The following is a 17,084-nucleotide window of genomic DNA, read 5'->3' as shown; positions in this document are numbered from 1 at the left end:
CATGGCACACCAATCTTCTCTCATTGCCGAGAACATCGAGCAGTATCTGAAAGAGCACGAGAACAAGGACCTGCTGCGCTTCATTACCTGCGGCAGCGTCGATGACGGCAAGTCCACCCTGATCGGGCGGCTTCTGCACGATTCCAAGATGATCTATGAAGATCAGCTGGCGGCGATCACTCGTGACTCCAAGAAAAGTGGCACCACCGGCGACAAGGTCGACCTGGCGCTTTTGGTCGACGGGCTTCAGTCCGAACGGGAGCAGGGCATCACCATCGATGTCGCCTACCGTTTCTTCTCGACCGACAAGCGCAAGTTCATCATCGCCGACACGCCGGGACACGAGCAGTACACCCGCAACATGGCAACCGGTGCTTCCACCGCAAGCCTTGCGGTCATCCTGATCGATGCGCGCTATGGCGTGCAGACCCAGACCCGCCGACACAGCTTTATCGCCGATCTGCTGGGCATTCAGCACCTGGTGATCGCGGTCAACAAGATGGATCTGGTCGAGTACAGCGAGGCCCGTTTCCACGAGATCGTCGAGGAATACCGCCAGTTTGCCGGCAAGCTCAATGCGCCGAACGTGCACTTCGTGCCGATGTCTGCACTCGATGGCGACAATGTGGTCAACCCGAGCGAGCACATGAGCTGGTTCGAGGGGCAGCCGCTTTTGTCACTGCTCGAAACCGTCGAGATCAAGCACGACAGTAACCTGGATGACCTGCGCCTTCCGGTGCAGTACGTCAACCGCCCGAACCTCGATTTTCGCGGCTACTGCGGTACGCTTGCGGCCGGCGTTCTGCGCCCGGGTCAGCAGGTGAAGGCACTGCCTTCCGGCAAGACCTCCACGGTCGAGCGTGTGGTGACCTTCGACGGCGACCTCGAGGTGGCCTATCCGGGTCAGGCCGTGACCGTCACGCTTGAGGACGAAATCGACATTTCCCGCGGCGACTGGCTGGTTGAGGTTTCGGCCAACGTGCCGGAATCCAATGCCTTCACCGCCGACATCGTCTGGATGCATGATCAGGCCATGGTTCCCGGCCGCGTGTACGACATCAAGATCGGCACTCGAGAAGTCAGCGGTCAGATCACGGACATCGCGTACCAGATCGACATCAACACGCTGGAGCACCACTCCGCCGGCGAGCTGGCGCTCAACGCCATTGGCCGCTGCAATGTGGAGCTGACGGCGCCGGTGCCGGTCGACAACTACCGCAAGAGCCCGGGCACCGGCAGTTTCATCGTGATTGACCGGTTGACCAACGTCACCGTTGGCGCCGGTATGGTGACCGAGGCGTTGACCTCCACCGCGCGTGCCGAGGACGTTGACTGGCGCGGGTTTGAAGTCGAGCTCAATGCGCTGGTGCGTAAATACTTCCCGCACTGGGAAGCAAAGGACGTTCGCGAGCTGTTCAAGGGGTAACCCGGCGACACGTTCGATACGGTGTACGCATCATGAAAACGCCCGGCCTTGGCCGGGCGTTTTTTAGCGCTGGGCTTTCGTTTTGCCGGCCTGTGCGGCTGGTGCCATTTTTCTCAGGCACTCAGTCATTCAAGTGCTCAGGCACTCAGGCGCAGCGAGGCCATCAACGCACCTTCATGGTCGAAGGCATCGATACGGGCGTCGTTGCCCGCCATGCCGCCTTGAATCTGCCAAAGACTTGCAAGCGCCGTCATATCAAGGGTCAGACGAACATCATCACTGCCCAGATCCCAATGGGTGCTCGTGCGGCTCGAGTGTGACAGCCGGGCGGTATGCCGGTGCACCCCGGCCGCGGTCGGCAGCAGAAACTCGGCGCAGCGCGTGTCTGATACCGACTGGTCTACAAGGCGTGCGACGTCGTCCGGGCTGCACTGCCGGCTGTACTGGCCTTCCAACAGGCGGTCGAGTTCGAGGGCGGTCAGACCGCTGCGCTCCAGTAGAGCGCGGTAATCATCGTCATGCTGAACCGTGGGCCATGTCTTGAGTACCTGGGCTCGATCGAGGTGTTGAGCCGGTGTGTCAATGCGCTGAACAAAGGTCGGGGCCTGATCGAGCGTCTTGTCCAGTAGCCACGACCAGCCGGTTGCCTGAACGTCCAGCCCGTGCAAGGTGTGCAGCGCTGTACCGAAGCGGTCGAACACCTGAAGCACCCAGCCCTCGGTAAAGCGCCCCTGAAAGCGCCGGCGCAGACAGGCCCAGTGCCAGTGAGGCAGTAGCCAGCGCATGGCAAGGCCATTATGCGCGGACAACACCGCACTTTGGTCGTTGCCGCGTACCGTCATCCGCTTGGTGTGGCTTGTCAGGGTGGCAAACTGGCTGCGGGTACTGATGCTCAAATGGCCAAGGCGGGGCAGGGCAAGGGCCAGGTCGCATGGGGTAAGCGAAAGGCCATGAACCTCTTCTCCCAGCGTTTCGGTGTCATCGAGTCGGGCTGCCATCAAGCGCCCTTCATCTACGCCGAGCGCCTGTGCCAGGCGGTAGCTATCCCAGTGAGGTGCGCGAAGGCGTGCCTCGTGGTAGGCCGCGCGCAGTGCAATGGTGTCGTTCATGCAAGGCCCTCCCGCCACAGCGTGACGCGTGCATTCTGGAATGGATGTCATTTATAAATGAGAATTTTTATCAATTAAAGCCCTAGCGTCAAGGCCAATCGATGAAAAGATGCTTCATGCAGGATCAGCATGCGAATCAGGCGTCGAGCGAAGCGCGCTGGGCGAAGCCTTGAAGTGTTGCTGCCATTGTCGGCGAAGTTGACGTGGCGTCAGGCCGACGTCGTCGGCAATGCGTTCGATAGGACGTTTTGTTTCCAGAAGCAACTGGCGCGCCTGCGCTAGCCTGAGCCGGGTTAGCCACGAATGAGGTGAGAAACCTGTGTGCTGAGTGAATAGCCGGGTAAGTTGGCGCGGGCTCATACAGGCGTTTTCGGACATGGCTTCGAGCGTCCAAGAGTGAGCGAGGGTGCTGCAAAGCTCGTCCTGAAGCCGGTGCAAGCGTTCATGTACGTGATTTCGTCCTTCAAGCCATGGGCTCAATTGGGGCTCCTGACCGCTTCGGCGCAGGTAGAGCACCATATCTCGAGCCACTGCCATTGCGATTCTGGCGCCGAGCGTGCGCTGAACCCAATACAGGGCGGTATCGATGCCGGTTGAAATGCCGGCGCTGGTCAGTACGCGGCGATCCTCGACAAAAATACAGTCGTCCTGAATGAGTGCTTTCGGGGCAAGCGTGCGCAACGTCTCGCGCAGCCGGTGATGTGTGGTGCAGCGGTGGCCGTCAAGAAGCCCGGCCTGCCCCAGAAGCAGGGCACCCGAGCACACCGCCATGATAATGGTCGCGTTCTGAGCGTTGTGTCTGAGCCAATGAAGGCAGGCGTTGTGCGTTGCAGGGTCGAGATACTTGCGGTCGTGGCCGGGCACGATCAGAAGATCTGTTTCTTCGAGTGTTTCGGGTAGCGGCGCTATGCCTGAAAGGGACAGGCCACCGAACCAGTCGATCGAGGCATGTGGGCCGATAAAGCGAAGCGTGAGTTCATTGTGGGAGGCCGCGCTTAGAAAGACTTGCAGTGGCCCGGCCAAATCCAGAGGCACCTGGCCGGGCAGCATCAGAATCGAAATTCGAGGCGACGCTGACTCAGCCGACACGGTCCCGCTCCAGTTCGTCAATGCCTCGTTCCAGCGCGCTGCATACGGTCGATACGGTAAGGATGCGCGCAAACCTGCCTTCGAGTGCGAGTTCGGTATGAGCGCGAATGGCTTCGGCAGAGTACGTGCGCCCATCCCGAGTCATGGGGAAGGTCAGCGTGGCGTCGCTGATGAAGTCGACGTCATATCCCAAGTCGCTTGCAACTCGTGCAGTGGTTTCGCAGCACTGCTCCGTTCGAATGCCGCTGATGAGCAGGCGGGTGATGTTGCGCTGTCTCAAGAGGCGATCGAGGCCGGTGTCGGTAAAGGCGTTGTGCGCCGTTTTGGTCAGGCTGACGGTCGGTGTGAATGACAGCTCACCAAGTGGGCGTATCTGGCCGTTGACGGGATCGAAGGGGCCGCCGCTTTCTGGTGCGGTGTGAAAGATCGCAACGATAGGGAGTCCGGCGCGGGCCGTGGCATCCAATAGTGTCTGCTGCTTGTCTATCCAGCAGTCGGCAAGGCGCTGATCCCAGAAAGGCCGAGATGTGAAGGATACCTGGGCATCGATGATCAATAGGGCAGTGTTCATGAGGCGCTCCTGACGTGGCCTGAATGGCTGTGAGGGTGAGGCCTCATCATGATCGATATGCGTGCTCAAGAACGGACGCCCGCAGCACAGGAGCGGGCGTTTCAGGTCATGTTCGAAGGCGGCTTGTTCAGTCACGCTCGGCGATCACCACCGCGCGCCGTGGCGCAGGGTGGCCTTCGACCGTGCGAGTGGGGTCCTCGGGGTCGAGGAAATCCTCGAGCGATTGATAGGTCATCCAGTCGGTGGCGCGCTGCTCCTCAAGTGAGGTCGGTGCTTCATCGACGACCCGTACGTTGCTGAAGCCGCAGCGTTCGAGCCAGTGTGCGAGCGCCCTGGAGGAGGGCAGGAAGTAGACGTTGGGCATCTGCGCGTAGCGCTCGCCAGGCACCAAAACCGTGTTTTCATCGCCTTCGACCACCAGCGTCTCAAGCACCAGTTCACCCCCGGGGCGCAGCGTATCCCGCAGTTCGAGCAGGTGATCGAGCGGCGAACGGCGGTGGTAGAGCACGCCCATCGAGAAGGTGGTGTCAAAGCTTGCGAGGCCCGTGGGCACGTCTTCGATGCCCACAGGGATGAAGTGCACGTTGGGCGCCTGGGTGCCCATGAGCTGTTTGATGGCGTGGAACTGACAGTAAAAGCGCGGCGAGGGGTCGATGACCAGCACGAAGGCGGCGCCGGCGCCGGCTATACGGAACCCGTGATAGCCGTTACCGCCGCCGACATCGAGCACCCGTCGATGGGTTAGGTCGCTCAAATGCGGGGCAAGGCGGTCCCATTTCCAGTCCGAGCGCCATTCGGTGTCGATCACCGTGGTGCCGACGCGGTACGGCCCCTTGCGCCAGGGGGCCAGCGCCTGAAGCAGGTTATGGCAGCGCGTTTGAAGCCCGTCCGGCAGGGCAGCGTCGATGGTGACGTGGGGCGCGTTCAAATCGATGTGCACGCCGTCGAGCGCCGGAAACTTGTCGAGAATACGCAGCCAGCCGGGCAGGTCGCCGTGGCGACGGGTGTCGAGGCCGTGGGCGAGCTGGTCGGGCAGGCGGGCAAGCCAGGTTGGCAGTTCCTGATCGAGCACGGCCTGATACAGCGCCTGCTCGCGGTTGGAGAGCGTCATGCGGCCTCCGGCTTGAAGGCGAGGAGCGAGGCGAAGTTCAGGTGTTGAAACCAGGGGGTCACGCTGACCAGGCCGGCACGCTCGAGCCGGTCAATGTGGGTCGAAATCGAATCCGTGATCATGACGTCCTCGAGGGCGCTGCGCTTCTGGCTGATTTCCATGTCGCTGTAGCCGTTGGCGCGCTTGAAATCGTGGTGCAGGTCGAACAACAGCCGTTCGGCGTCCTCGTTGTCGAATCGAACCTTCTCGGACAGCACCAGCACGCCACCGGGTTTCAAGGCCTCGGCCAGGCGAGCGATCACGGCGTCGCGTTCCTCGGGCGGCAGAAATTGCAGCGTGAAGTTCAAAACGATCATGTCGCTTGGGGCGTAGTCGATGTAGCGTATGTCACCCTCGCGTAGCTGAACGCGATGCATCGGGTGATGTGACGCGAGCGTGTCACGGGCACGGGCGATCATGGCCGGTGAGAGATCGATGGCATCGAGCGTGAACGCCTCGGGCGGAAGCTGCTGGCAGATGGCCAGTGTGCAGGCTCCGAGCGAACAGCCGAGATCGTGAATATGGCCGCCTTCGGGCACGAACCGTTTGGCAACGACGCCGATCATGCCGATGATCTGGCCGTAACCGGGCACCGATCGCCGGATCATGTCAGGAAAGCATTGGACGACCTGCTCGTCGAACGAGAAACTCGCAACCTCGTCGAGGGGTGTCGTAAAGAGCGCGTCGCGGTAAGATGGCTCAGGCATAGGACTAAATGATACCTAAGATATGGAATGAATTACGGGAAACGCCATTGATGGCGTCCGTCACATGGGGTCAATGACCCTAGTCTACGCTGACGGCTTCCCTGCTGCACGTCCAAGGAGAGCACCTTTAATGTCGATTCGTGAAACACGTGCCTGGCAGGCACTTGAAACCCATTACCATCAGGATATGAAAGACGTTCACCTGCGCGACCTGATCGCACAGGACGCGCGCTTTGAGACGTTTTCCAAGCGCGCCGCCGGCATCATGCTGGACATGTCCAAGCAGCGCATGCAGCCCAAGACCCTCGAGCACCTGCTGGCGCTTGCAGAAGAAAGCGGCATGAAGGAGGCCATCAAGGGGCTCTTTTCCGGAGAGCGGGTCAACAAGACCGAAGATCGCCCGGCGCTGCATACCGCACTTCGCCTGCCGAAGGACGCCGAGCTGCGCGTGGAAGGCCAGAACGTGGCCGCTGACGTGCATGAAACGCTCGAGCGCATGGCCGTGCTGGTCGACAAGGTTCACGCCGGCCAGTGGCGCGGTGCGACCGGCAAGCCGGTCACCGACGTGATCAACCTCGGTGTGGGCGGCTCCGACCTCGGCCCGCTGATGGTCTCCAACGCCCTTGATGCGTTTGCCCCGCGCGACATTCATCACGTGAACGTGCATTTCGCCTCGACCATCGACGGTTCTCAGCTTGCGGAGCTGTTGCCGAAGGTCGATCCGGAAACCACGCTGTTCATTCTGTCCTCGAAATCCTTTGGCACCATTGACACCCTGTCGAACGCCGAAACGGCGCTCGAGTGGCTCAAGTGGTCGCTGAAAGGCTCCAAGGAAGCGTTCATCAAGCAGCAGCACTTCATCGGCGTATCGACCAAGCCGGAGAAAATGAGCGAGTGGGGCATTCACGAGAACAACCAGCTTTTGTTCTGGGACTGGGTGGGCGGCCGTTATTCGCTCTGGAGCGGTATCGGGCTTCCGATCGCGCTGCACATCGGCATGGAAGGCTTCGAGCGCCTGCTGGCGGGCGCGCATTCAATGGACGAGCACTTCCGTACCGCGCCGCTCGAGGACAACCTGCCGGTGCTGTTCGGTCTGGCTGGCATCTGGAACGTCAACTTCCTGAATATCCGCTCACTGGCGGTACTGCCCTACGACGGTCGACTCAAGTCGCTGCCGGGCTATTTTCAGCAGCTCGAGATGGAATCCAACGGGAAGTCCGTCACCAACGACACTGAGCTGGTGGACTACTCGACCTGCCCGGTCATCTGGGGCGAGATCGGCCCGAACGGTCAGCACGCGTTCTATCAGCTGCTGCACCAGGGAACGCAGTCAGTGGCCTGTGATTTCATCGTTCCGATCGAGCGCTACGATTACATCGAAGACGAAGAGCTGCGTCAGGACCTGAAAGCCCAGCACCGCCTGTCGCTGTCGAACTGCTTTGCCCAGTCTCGCGTACTGATGCTCGGTGACGATGCGGTCAGCGGGGGGAATCAGGACGCGCCGGCCTACAAGCGGTATCAGGGCAACCAGCCGTCCTCGACGCTTCTGATCGAGCAGCTCACGCCTGAAACGCTCGGGGCACTGGTTGCACTCTACGAGCACAAGGTGTTCGTTCAGGGCACCGTCTGGAACATCGATTCCTTCGACCAGTGGGGCGTCGAGCTTGGCAAGCAGATTGCCAACGAGACCGAGGAAATCCTGCGCACTCGCAAGGGCAGTGACGCGATGGACGCCTCCACCCGTCATTTGATCGACACCGTCTGGGCCCACACTGACCGCGGCTGAGCCCGGCCGGTGAACGGCGAACCAGACGTGCCGTCAGGCACCTTCAGACCGCTGCCAACACAGCGGTCTGTTGTATGAAAGTGCTGTTTGCATGTACAGTATTCGACCAAAGAGCGTGAGGGTGGACATCATGCATGCTGTCGATAATGTGCTCTATCTGCATGGCTTCAACAGTCATCCAACGGCCCATAAATGCACGTTGACGCGCAGGGCCTGCGAGCAGGCAACGCCCCGACCCGAGTTTCGCGCACCGTACCTGGTGCCGGACCCGGACAGGGCCTACTCCACTGCCGAGGCTGAACTCAAGGCCTTGAATGGGCGCACGCTGATCGTTGGCAGTTCGTTGGGCGGGTTCCTGGGTCTCTATTTGGCAAGCCGTTTCGATGTGGCTGCACTTGCCCTGATTAACCCGGCGGTACGGCCGTCTCGCCTGGCCAGGGCCTGGGTCGGCACCGAGCACGAAAACCCCTACACCGGCGATATCTGCGTCGTTACCGAGCGTTTCGAGCAGGCGCTTGCCGCGATGGAGCTCGAACGGCCCGCGGCAATCGAGCGCTGCCTGACCCTTTTCGGTACCGCTGATGAAACGCTGGATTACCGTGACGCCGAGGCTTTTTTGAACGGCGCGCGTGTATTGATCAGCGAAGGCGATACGCACGGGCTTGACCGCTACGCGGAGTTTCTGCCCGAGGTGCTCGCCCACGGCGGCTTGCGCGTGAGTCAGGACGCCATCAATCAATGTTTGTCTTAATCATCTGGAAGTCATGAGCGAATACAGTGCCAGTGCCATCGAGGTGCTTTCGGGGCTCGAGCCCGTCAGAAAACGCCCTGGGATGTACACCGAAACCTCTCGTCCGAACCATCTGGTTCAGGAAGTCGTGGACAACAGTGTCGATGAGGCGCTGGCCGGGCATGCCCACGAGATCACCATTCGGCTGATGGACGATGGGGGCATCGAGGTCAGCGACGACGGTCGCGGCATGCCGACCGATATTCACCCCGAGCACGGTGTGAGCGGCATCGAGCTGATCCTTACTCGCCTGCACGCCGGCGGTAAGTTCTCGACCTCCAACTACCGGTTCTCGGGCGGTCTGCACGGCGTCGGGGTATCGGTGGTCAACGCGCTGTCGACCCGGCTTGAAGTCGAGGTCTTTCGCGGTGGCATCCGGCAGTCGATTGCTTTCGAGAAGGGCGAGAAAGCCGAAGAACTGCACCAGATTGGCACCTGCCCCAAGAAAACCACGGGTACGACCGTACGTTTCTGGCCGGAAGCAGGCTATTTCGATGTGGCCAAGGTCTCGGTGCCCAGGCTTTCCCATCTGCTCAGAGCCAAGGCCGTGCTGTGCCCGGGCCTCAAGGTCACGCTGGTCGACACCGACGGCAGCGAAACGGTCTGGCAGTTCGAGGCCGGTCTGCGGGATTACCTCACTCAAGCCACCGATGGCTATGAGGTGGTGCCGAGCGCGCCGTTCATGGGCAGTTTCGAGGATGAGTCCCACGCGGTCGACTGGGCCATTCAGTGGTTGCCCGAAGGCGGCGATGCGCTGCTCGAGTCCTACGTTAACCTGATTCCGACCCCCCTTGGCGGCACCCACGTCAACGGCTTTCGAAGCGGGCTGGTCGACGCGCTACGGGATTTCTGCGACTACCGCGGCCTTCTTCCCAAGAACGTGAAGTTGACCGGCGACGACATCTGGGAGCGCTGCGCCTTCGTGCTGTCGGTCAAGATGCACGACCCGCAGTTCGCCGGCCAGACCAAGGAACGGCTGTCGTCTCGAAGTGTGGCGGCGTTCGTGTCCGCGGTGGTCAAGGACGCCTTCTCCCTGTGGCTCAACGAGCATACCGCCGACGGTGAGGCGATTGCCGAGCTTGTGATCAGCGCCGCCCAGCGCCGTATGCGCTCCTCCAAGAAAGTCGCCCGTAAAAAGGTCACGCAGGGGCCGGCGCTGCCCGGAAAGCTTGCCGATTGCAGCGGTCAGGACCCAGCGCGCAGCGAGCTGTTTCTGGTCGAGGGGGACAGCGCCGGCGGCAGCGCCAAGCAGGCGCGCGACCGCGACACTCAGGCGATTCTGCCGCTCAAGGGCAAGATCATGAACACCTGGGAGGTTGACTCCCACGACGTGCTCGCCTCGCAGGAAATCCATGACATCGCCGTGGCGCTCGGCCTTGACCCCGGCAGTCCAGACCTTGAGAAACTGCGCTATCACAAGGTGTGCATCCTGGCCGATGCCGATTCGGACGGCCTTCACATCGCAACGCTCTTGTGCGCGCTGTTCGTGCGTCATTTCCCGGCGCTGGTCGATGCCGGCCATGTGTTCGTGGCCATGCCGCCGCTGTATCGGATCGATCTGGGCAAGGAAGTGCATTATGCCCTCGATGAAAGCGAAAAAAGCGCGATTCTTGCAAAGCTTGAAGGCAAGCGCGGCACGCCCAACGTTCAGCGTTTCAAGGGGCTTGGCGAGATGAGCCCGCTCCAGCTTCGAGAAACCACCATGGCCGCGGACACCCGACGACTTGTTCAGCTTACCCGCGAGGCGGGCGATCAGACCGACGCCATTCTGGACAAGCTACTGGCCAAGAAGCGCTCGGCGGATCGTCGGGCCTGGCTCGAGAGCTACGGCAATATGGCCGACATCGAACTTTAACGGCGCATCTTTCGGACACCGGGTGCCATGGCCGCCTTCCTCTGGCCGGGACGGCTCGGTACCGCTAACCCAGTTTCGACATCCTGCGGCGCCGGACCCTGAGTCCGGTGATCGAGGCTTGACCAACAAGGCATGAACTCAATGAGCATGGATATTCATGTGCAGGAGGGCGACGTCGAACGTCTTTCTCTTGGAAGTTATACCGAAAAGGCGTACCTGGATTACTCCATGTACGTCATCCTTGATCGAGCGCTGCCCCACATCGGCGACGGGCTTAAACCCGTGCAGCGCCGCATCGTGTACGCCATGCGGGAGCTCTCGCTCAGCGCTTCGGCGAAGTACAAGAAATCGGCGCGTACCGTGGGCGATGTGCTCGGCAAGTTCCATCCGCACGGCGACAGCGCGTGCTATGAAGCGATGGTGCTGATGGCGCAGTCCTTCAGTTACCGCTACCCGCTGGTGGACGGGCAGGGCAACTGGGGCAGCCCCGATGACCCCAAATCTTTTGCCGCCATGCGCTACACCGAGGCGCGGCTGTCGCGCTTTTCAGAAGTGCTGCTCGACGAGCTTGGTCAGGGCACGGTCGATTGGACGCCAAACTTCGACGGCACCATGAACGAGCCTGAAGTGCTGCCCGCGCGCCTGCCGCATGTGCTGCTCAATGGTGGCTCCGGCATTGCGGTTGGCATGGCGACCGACATTCCACCGCACAACGTACGCGAAGTGGTCAAGGCGGTTATTCATCGCCTGCGTCACCCGGGCTGTACGCTTGAATCGCTCTGCAAGCACCTGCCGGCGCCGGACTTTCCAACCAGTGCCGAAATCATCACCCCGCGCGCCGATCTCCTGAAGATGTATTCGACCGGTCGTGGCTCGGTCAAGATGCGGGCTCGGTTCGAGCGTGAAGACAACGACATCGTGATCAAGGCGCTGCCTTATCAGGTCTCCGGGGCCAAGGTGCTCGAGCAGATCGCAGCCCAGATGCAGGCCAAGAAGCTGCCGATGGTCGCGGACCTTCGTGATGAGTCCGACCACGCCGAGCCGACGCGACTGGTGATCGTGCCGCGCTCGAACCGGGTCGATGTCGATGCGCTGATGGCGCACCTGTTCGCCACCACGGATCTTGAGAAGAACGCGCGGGTCAACATGAACATGATCGGCCTTGACGGTCGACCTCGAGTCATGGCGCTGCCGGATCTGCTCGATGAGTGGCTGAGCTATCGTCGCCAGACCGTGACACGAAGGCTCGAACATCGTCTTGGCAAGGTCAACGATCGCCTTCATCTGCTCGAAGGGCTCTTGACCGCGCACCTCAATATCGACGAGGTGATCCGCATCATCCGTGAGGAAGATGCGCCAAAGCCTGCATTGATTGCCGCGTTTGGCCTCAGCGAGCGCCAGGCCGAGGCCATTCTCGAGCTGCGGCTTCGTCATCTGGCCAAGCTCGAGGAAATCAAGCTTCGCGCCGAGCAGGACGAGCTGATGGCTGAGCGCGACCGGCTCGAGCAATTGCTGGGCAGTGAAGATGCACTGACCAATCTGATCGAGAAGGAACTCAAGGCCGACGGCAAGGCCTACGGCGATGAGCGCCGGTCACTGTTGGTCGAGCGTGATGACGCCAAGGCGTTGTCCGAAGTCGAACTGCTGGGCGCCGACCCGGTTACGGTGGTGCTTTCCGAAAAAGGCTGGATTCGCTCGGCGAAAGGTCACGACATCGACCCTGCGAGTCTCTCGTTCAAGTCGGGTGACCGCTTCCATCGCTACGCCCGTGGCAAGACCAATCAGCCGTTGGTATTGCTGGATGACAATGGGCGCGCCTACACACTTTCTGCCCACGATCTACCGTCGGCGCGAGGGCAGGGTGAGCCGGTGACCGGCCGTGTTACCCCGCCCTCGGGCGCGCAGATGGAGGCCGTGCTGCTGGATGCTCCAGAGACCCGCTACGTGCTGGCCTCCGACGCCGGGTATGGTTTTATTACCACGCTTGGTGACATGACCGGGCGCAACAAGGCAGGCAAGGCGGTCGTGACGCTGCCCAGGGGCTGCGCGATACTGCCGCCGTGTCGAGCACTTGAAACCGAACGGTCTCGTCTGGCGCTTGTGTCGAATGAAGGTCGGCTTCTGTTGTTCTCACTAAGTGAACTGCCGGAGATGACCAAGGGCAAGGGCAGCAAGATGATCGACATTCCGGGCTCTCGAGCCACCAATCGCGAAGAGCTTGTCCGCGACATGGTCATCGTGCCGGAGGGCGGTGTGCTCAAGGTGCATGCCGGCAAGCGGACCATGACGCTCAAGGGCAGTGAACTCGATTATTATCAAGGCGAGCGCGGACGCCGGGGCAGCAAGCTGCCCAAGGGCTTCCAGAAAGTTGACCGACTCGATGTCGAGTCGTGAACGCTCACGGTATGCACTCAGGAATTGCCATGACACAACGACTGCTTTTCAGAGCGACGGGCAGCGCCCGTCCCGGCCAACTTGCCGCCTTGGGTGAGGCGCTGGCACTGGCCGGTGCCCGGCTTTTGGACATCAATCAAAGCGTGACGTTTGATATCGTCACCCTCGAGGCGCTGGTGGCGCTCGAGGACGACTACGCCCAGCCCGAGGCGCTCACCGGCATGATCGACCATGCCAGCGAACGCACCGGCCTTGCGGTTCAGGCGGTGCAGGTCTCTCCCGAGGATTATGCAGGCTGGAGTGACAACGCCGGTCGGCCGAGGTTGATCATGACGCTTCTGGCACCGACGCTTCCGGCGCAGGTGTTAAGCGAGGTCGGCCGCATGACGGCGGCCCATGATCTGACCATCGAATTGATTCATCGCCTGTCCGGTCGAGAGTCGCTCGATGGCGAGGTTACGGAGAAGGGCGCCTGCGTCGAGATCTGGTTGCGTGGCGAGGTGGATATCGATGGTCTTCGCCGCGTGGCGCTGGATGTGGGCAGCACTCACGGTGTCGATATTGCCATCCAGGAAGACAGCATCTGGCGACGGCACCGGCGTGTGATCTGCTTTGACATGGACTCGACCCTGATCAAGACCGAAGTGATCGATGAGCTCGCTCGGCGCCATGGCGTGGGTGACGAGGTGGCGGAAATTACCGAGCGGGCCATGCGCGGTGAGCTCGATTTCAAGCAGAGCTTTCGCGCGCGGATGAGCAAGCTCGCGGGGCTGGATGAGTCGGTGCTCGAAGACATCGCCGAGAACCTGCCGCTGATGGATGGCGTCGAGGAACTGATGCGTCAGCTCAAGCGCCTTGGCTATCGCACCGCGATTCTCTCCGGGGGCTTTACCTATTTTGCCCATTACCTTCAAAAGCGGCTGGGCTTTGACGAGGTACACGCCAACGAGCTGATCATCCGGGAGGGCAAGGTAACAGGCGAGGTGGCCGAGCCGATCGTCGATGCCGACCGCAAGGCGCAACTGCTTGCCGAGATTGCCGAGCGTGAGGGCATCTGCCTCGAGCAGACCATTGCCGTCGGCGATGGCGCCAACGATCTCAAGATGCTGGCGACCGCCGGCCTTGGCATCGCATTTCGTGCAAAGCCGCTGGTGCGCGAACAGGCCCGTCAGTCGATTTCGACGCTGGGGCTCGACGCCGTACTGTATTTGATCGGGTACCGCCGGCAGGATCTGGAGACCCTCGAGTCACCTTAAGCTTTCGCTGGTCGCGTCGATAATGAGGTCATTCCCTGTTTCCGGGCAGTCTACCTCAAAGGATGCATAACGGATGACCCCATCGACCGACCAGCGCTCCATCGACATTGTCTCTCCCGGTCGCGTTGCCGATACCCTGAGTGGCCTGACCGGCAAGACCTATGACATCACCATCGAGCTCGAGGGAGACGCCCATCGACACCCCGTTGACGTTGTCCATATCGACACCAAACGCCAGGTGTTCGCACTCGATATCTCGGCGCTCGGCTCAGCGATCAAACAGCTCACCGAAGACAACCGCCGCTTTTCGCTGATTGCCCGGCGCGCCAGTGAAACCATTTCGATTCACGACCTCAAGGCCGGCCGAGTGGTTACACGGGGCGCCAATATCGGCGTGGTCTGCGACATGCCGGCCCAGCTCAATATCGTAAGAGAGCGCAGCTTCTTTCGGGCACAGCTCAGCGCCGGCATGTACGTCAAGGTAAAGATAAAGACTCGCGAGGATCTGCCGCCCTTGATGGCGGTGCTCAAGAACCTCTCGATTGGCGGGTGTCTGATCGAGATGGCGCTGAAAGACGCAGTGCTCCTGAAGGTCGGGCAATCGCTTCCGGTCGTTCGGGCGATCTTTCCCAATGAAGAGGCTTTCGACGCACCTTGTGTGGTGCGCCACCTTCGAAGCGATACCGAAAACATGACGGCGCTGGTCGGTTTGCAATACACCGCCTCCTATCAGGAATTCGAGCGCAATCTTTGGCAGTACGTGCGTGAAATCGAGCGGGAGGCCGCTCGACGCGACCTGCAGGACGATGAGACAAGCTCCACGCTTTGGCCTTCACCGCTGTTTCAGACCAGTAACGGTGAGGTTCAGGCGGTGCCTGAGTTGAGTCCCAAAAAAAGCACGGTGACCTGTGCAACGGGCATGGCGCTCAAGCAGGTCTCGGACTATCTGAACATTCAGATGGTCGATCTCTCGAACGGCGGTGCCTTCAACTACGAGCAGCTTGCCTCCTGCGCCAATACGCTGGTCGAGCTGCTTGAAACCGACCGGCAGGACGTGCTCTATAAAGTGGCCTGCATTCGGGGGCAGTCGCCCCTGGTCATGCACTCGATCACGGTCGCGGTAAAGCTTGCCGATCTTGCCATGTTCGGTGGGCTTGCCAAGGCCCGTGCGGTCGAAATGGCCGCCGGGGCACTGATTCATGACATGGGCAAGGCCATGCTCCCTCACGATGTGTTGATGGCCAAGGGCAAGTTGACCGAGGCGCAGCGCAGTGAGTTGCATCGCCATGTCTCGCTGATCGAGCAGCGCCTGATCGGTAATGAAGAAGGGCCAAACGGGGTCTATCGAGACATTGTCTGCCGCATCAATGAGCGTCTGGATGGTAATGGTTATCCTGCGGGCGTGGACGCTGCGTCGCTTTCCGATGAAGCGCGCATGGCGGCGGTGGTCGATGTGATCGACGCCATGACCCGCAATCGCGCGGATCGTCCGGCGTGGCAGGTGATCGATGCCTACCGCTACATTTTCAGCCAATCCGAGAAATTCGATAACCAATGGGTCAACCGTTACATCAAGCGATTCGGGTTCTATCCGATTGGCTCGCTGGTGCGGTTTTCCAACGGGTTTCTCGCCTGGATCATGCGTCACGACGATGAGGGGCAGCCCTGCCAGGTCAAGGTGGCGTATAACGTGCGCCGCAAGATGCGTATGGATGACATCATCAAGAAGGCCGATTTCCCCCAGCTGGGTGATTTGAGCGGGGCGGCCGATCCTAATTCCTTCGCATTAACTCCCCGCTGAACGCCGCCTAGGCAAGGGCGGGCGTTATCCCCCTGGGTTGACTAGACTGATCGCCATCGACGCTTTGGCGACGACCGATCACTCAACGCTCAGGGGGCGCCTCCATGACGTCACGGCACGCACCGGTTATTCCACCCCATATGCTTGATGCGCTGGCGCGCCACGGCGCAGGCCATCTCAAATCACGCGCTCAAAACACGCTGTCGATCGACCAGCAGTTTCGCCAGCCGATGTCGGCGCGGGCCAAGGCCAGCATCATTCATCAGAATTACCCCGACAGCGCCCCCGGCGCACCGGCGCGCTATATCTTCGATGCCAACCAGCAGACGCGTCTGCCCGGTGAGCTGGTGCTCGAGGAAGGGGGCGAGCCGCCCGAGGATGCTCAGGTGGTGCAGGCCTATGAAGACCTCGGTGCTACCTACCGCTTTTTTCATGATGTGATGGGGCGCCACTCGATCGATGGCGAGGGCATGGCGCTGTTGGGAACCGTTCATTACGGCCAGGCGTATCAGAACGCGTTCTGGAACGGCGAACAGATGGTGTTCGGTGATGGCGATGGTGAGGTGTTCCTGCCCTTTACCCGCGCGCTCGATGTCGTGGCGCACGAACTGACTCACGGGGTGACGGAGCTGACGGCGGGCCTTGAATACCGTGATCAGCCCGGGGCGCTGAACGAGTCGATTTCCGATGTGTTCGGCGTCATGGTCAATCAGTACGCTCGCGGTGAGGACGTGACCCAGGCCGACTGGCTGATCGGGGCGGATCTTCTGGCAGAGGGCGTCAACGGTAAGGCGCTGCGCTCGATGGCAGCACCGGGGACGGCCTACGACGACCCGATGCTTGGCAAGGACCCGCAGCCTGCGCACATGGATCAGTTCGTGAATACGCGCAGTGACAACGGCGGCGTACACATCAATTCAGGCATCCCCAACCACGCGTTCTATCTGATTGCGATGGAGCTGGGTGGCAACAGCTGGGAGACCGCCGGCCAGATCTGGTACGACACATTGACCGACGAGCGGCTGGCAAGCGATGCCCAGTTCATCGATTTCGCCGGGCTTACGATGGCCCACGCGACGCAGCGCTTTGGACAGCGGGTGGCGGAAGCGGTCATGAACGGTTGGAGACAGGTCGGTATCGGGCCTTGAGG

The 17,084-nt window shown here is 61.0% G+C and carries 13 protein-coding genes; 8 read left to right on the top strand and 5 right to left on the bottom strand.

Features of this window, described 5'->3' with window-relative positions:
* Position 1: 1 nt before the first annotated feature.
* Positions 2-1,426 carry a sulfate adenylyltransferase subunit CysN gene (cysN, locus tag NAT49_RS10240; RefSeq protein ID WP_251593853.1) on the top strand — a complete coding sequence of 475 codons (1,425 nt, stop codon included), beginning with the start codon at positions 2-4 and terminating at the stop codon, positions 1,424-1,426.
* Between the two features lie 137 nt (positions 1,427-1,563).
* Here the strand turns inward: cysN and NAT49_RS10235 are convergent, their stop codons facing one another.
* The 5 genes from NAT49_RS10235 to cmoA all read right to left on the bottom strand — a co-directional run bounded on the left by NAT49_RS10235 (position 1,564) and on the right by cmoA (position 6,052).
* Positions 1,564-2,535: a ChuX/HutX family heme-like substrate-binding protein gene (locus tag NAT49_RS10235; RefSeq protein WP_251593851.1), complete on the bottom strand. Its 972-nt coding sequence runs from the start codon at positions 2,533-2,535 to the stop codon at positions 1,564-1,566.
* Positions 2,536-2,649: 114 nt separating this feature from the next.
* Positions 2,650-3,624, bottom strand: coding sequence for a GlxA family transcriptional regulator (locus NAT49_RS10230; protein ID WP_251593849.1), 975 nt, complete (start codon positions 3,622-3,624; stop codon positions 2,650-2,652).
* Positions 3,614-4,195: an isochorismatase family protein gene (locus tag NAT49_RS10225; RefSeq protein ID WP_251593846.1), complete on the bottom strand. Its 582-nt coding sequence runs from the start codon at positions 4,193-4,195 to the stop codon at positions 3,614-3,616. The genes NAT49_RS10230 and NAT49_RS10225 overlap by 11 nt, the downstream gene beginning before the upstream one ends.
* A gap of 127 nt (positions 4,196-4,322) precedes the next feature.
* The gene (gene cmoB / locus NAT49_RS10220; protein WP_251593844.1) at positions 4,323-5,306 is read right to left on the bottom strand and encodes a tRNA 5-methoxyuridine(34)/uridine 5-oxyacetic acid(34) synthase CmoB; all 984 of its coding nucleotides are present in this window, start codon (positions 5,304-5,306) and stop codon (positions 4,323-4,325) included.
* Positions 5,303-6,052: a carboxy-S-adenosyl-L-methionine synthase CmoA gene (cmoA, locus tag NAT49_RS10215; protein ID WP_251593842.1), complete on the bottom strand. Its 750-nt coding sequence runs from the start codon at positions 6,050-6,052 to the stop codon at positions 5,303-5,305. The genes cmoB and cmoA overlap by 4 nt, the downstream gene beginning before the upstream one ends.
* 130 nt (positions 6,053-6,182) lie before the next feature.
* On the opposite strand from cmoA, the gene pgi reads away from it, so the two are divergent.
* From pgi to NAT49_RS10180, 7 genes are all read left to right on the top strand, one after another.
* A complete protein-coding gene (gene pgi, locus NAT49_RS10210) occupies positions 6,183-7,838 on the top strand; it encodes a glucose-6-phosphate isomerase (RefSeq protein ID WP_251593840.1) in 1,656 nt (551 codons plus the stop codon).
* 130 nt (positions 7,839-7,968) lie between these two features.
* Complete coding sequence (locus NAT49_RS10205; protein WP_251593838.1) at positions 7,969-8,589, top strand: YqiA/YcfP family alpha/beta fold hydrolase; 621 nt, start codon at positions 7,969-7,971, stop codon at positions 8,587-8,589.
* Positions 8,590-8,602: 13 nt separating this feature from the next.
* Complete coding sequence (parE, locus tag NAT49_RS10200; protein ID WP_251593836.1) at positions 8,603-10,483, top strand: DNA topoisomerase IV subunit B; 1,881 nt, start codon at positions 8,603-8,605, stop codon at positions 10,481-10,483.
* A 141-nt stretch (positions 10,484-10,624) separates the two neighbouring features.
* A complete protein-coding gene (gene parC, locus NAT49_RS10195) occupies positions 10,625-12,877 on the top strand; it encodes a DNA topoisomerase IV subunit A (RefSeq protein WP_251593833.1) in 2,253 nt (750 codons plus the stop codon).
* Positions 12,878-12,906: 29 nt separating this feature from the next.
* Entirely contained in the window at positions 12,907-14,133 is a 1,227-nt protein-coding gene (gene serB / locus NAT49_RS10190; protein WP_251593832.1) for a phosphoserine phosphatase SerB, read from the top strand.
* Between the two features lie 73 nt (positions 14,134-14,206).
* Positions 14,207-15,934, top strand: coding sequence for an HD domain-containing phosphohydrolase (locus NAT49_RS10185; protein ID WP_251593830.1), 1,728 nt, complete (start codon positions 14,207-14,209; stop codon positions 15,932-15,934).
* A 104-nt stretch (positions 15,935-16,038) separates the two neighbouring features.
* A complete protein-coding gene (locus NAT49_RS10180) occupies positions 16,039-17,082 on the top strand; it encodes a M4 family metallopeptidase (RefSeq protein WP_251593829.1) in 1,044 nt (347 codons plus the stop codon).
* Positions 17,083-17,084 lie beyond the last annotated feature (2 nt).

The sequence above is a fragment of the Larsenimonas suaedae genome, from assembly GCF_023712105.1.
GTDB classification, from domain to species: domain Bacteria; phylum Pseudomonadota; class Gammaproteobacteria; order Pseudomonadales; family Halomonadaceae; genus Larsenimonas; species Larsenimonas suaedae.
Note: the sequence above shows the minus strand (reverse complement) of the source record. Positions and strands in the feature narration are given on the sequence as shown.